The organism is Mycobacterium sp. 1245801.1, from assembly GCF_001673055.1.
Classification (GTDB): domain Bacteria; phylum Actinomycetota; class Actinomycetes; order Mycobacteriales; family Mycobacteriaceae; genus Mycobacterium; species Mycobacterium europaeum_A.
Genome location: NZ_LZKY01000140.1, coordinates 1 through 973 on the forward strand (window position 1 = coordinate 1; position 973 = coordinate 973).

Here is a 973-nt window from a genome sequence, read left to right on the forward strand (position 1 = left end):
ACCCTCGATCCGCACGGTCGTGAAAATGCTTGCCAGCGTGTTGATTTCGCGCAGAAAGTCCTGGGCGGCGAAGCGGCCCGCACCGAGCTGCTCGGGCAGCGTGTTGGAGGTGGCCGCCACCGAGACCCCACGCTCGACCAGCGAGGAGAGCAGCCGCGAGATCAGCGTGGTGTTGCCCGGATCGTCGAGTTCGAATTCGTCGATGCAGACCGCCGTGTAGCCGGCCAGCAGGTCGACGCACTCGGCGAAGCCGAACACCCCGGCCAACTGGGTCAGCTCCCCGAACGTCGCAAACGCCTTGGGGGCTTGGCCATCCGGCGACGCACCCGGCCCGTCACCGGGTAGCTCGTAGTAGGCCGACGCCAGCAGGTGCGTCTTGCCCACGCCGAACCCGCCGTCCAGGTACAACCCGACACCGGGCAGGGTTTCGCGCCGCCCCAACAGCTTTCGGCGACCGGCGCGACGCTCGACGGCCTGGCGGCAGAAGTCGCGGCAGGCCACCACCGCGGCGGCCTGCGTCGGCTCCGCCGGATCGGGCCGATATGTCGCGAAGCTCACGTCGGCGAACGTCGGGGGCGGCCTCAATTGGGCGATCAGCCGCTCCGGCGACACCGTCGGGTGCCGATCGACCAGGTGAGCCACGCCGCCCGCGACGCCCGCGGAGGTGGACCCGTGCATGCAGGCACTGTAGCGGCGTGCTGCAATCAGACCCATGCCCGACTCTGGCGCCGCGCTGTCGCTGCTCGGGTCGGTGCGCGGCCTCGACGAGGGCGACCTCCCCGGACTCTATGGCTATCCCGCACACGACGGGACGTGGGTGCGGGCGAACTTCATCGCCAGCGTCGACGGCGGGGCCACCTCCGGTGGCAGCAGCGGCGCCATGGGCGGCCCGGGCGACCGGTTGATCTTCAACCTGTTGCGTGAACTCGCCGACGTCATCGTGGTCGGTGCGGGCACCGTGCGGATCGAGGGT

At 70.3% G+C, this 973-nt stretch carries 2 protein-coding genes; one reads left to right on the forward strand and one right to left on the reverse strand.

Annotated elements, in window-relative coordinates; genetic code table 11:
- On the reverse strand, window positions 1-714 hold a 714-nt coding region (zapE, locus tag A5622_RS08460; RefSeq protein ID WP_156752893.1), incomplete at its 3' end, for a cell division protein ZapE.
- Between zapE and A5622_RS08465 the strand changes: the two genes are divergently transcribed.
- The coding region (locus tag A5622_RS08465; protein ID WP_197507975.1) for a dihydrofolate reductase family protein at window positions 713-973 on the forward strand (261 nt) is incomplete at its 3' end. The two genes, zapE and A5622_RS08465, sit on opposite strands and share 2 nt — an antisense overlap.